We start from the raw sequence: 551 nt of genomic DNA, 5'->3' as shown, positions 1-551 counted from the left end.
TGGCCCAGGGCAATGACAACAACAACCAAAGTGCAGTGGGTTCCCAGAGCGGGGGCCAAGAAGTGTTTGACAATAACCAAATAGAAGGACAAAATAACAATCATAATAAACAGACACTCCGTTTTAGACAAAATGGCGATGAAAATTTAATTGAAGATAACAATATCATCGAGGGCAATCGAAATGATCATAACCGACAATCTCTGAGAGCGCGACAAGAGGGGGATGAGGATATTGTAATCGATAATTCGAACGAAATTGATGGTGATAACAACGATTGGAACAACCAAAAGATAAGAGCCCGACAAGAGGGGGGGGATGACCTTGAAATTGAGCAAGGTAACGTAATACAGGGCAACAGAAATGATGGAAACAGCCAGAAAATAAAGGCTGATCAGAGTGGGGACGATCACAATATTGACGAGGTAAATGCAATAGATGGCAACAACAATGACTACAACCGTCAAGAAATCTGGGCTAACCAAGATGGGGATAATAACGATATTGATGAGAATGTTAACGAAATAAATGGCGACAGAAATGATTGGAAT

General features: G+C 41.0%; 1 pseudogene. It reads left to right on the top strand.

What is annotated here, in order from left to right:
* A pseudogene (locus tag E1171_RS23210) lies at window positions 1–551 on the top strand (hypothetical protein); the annotation flags it as partial.

Origin of the sequence: Xanthovirga aplysinae (assembly GCF_009711365.1) — a bacterium.
Lineage (GTDB): Bacteria > Bacteroidota > Bacteroidia > Cytophagales > Cyclobacteriaceae > Xanthovirga > Xanthovirga aplysinae.
This window is presented reverse-complemented; position numbering and strand designations above follow the sequence as displayed.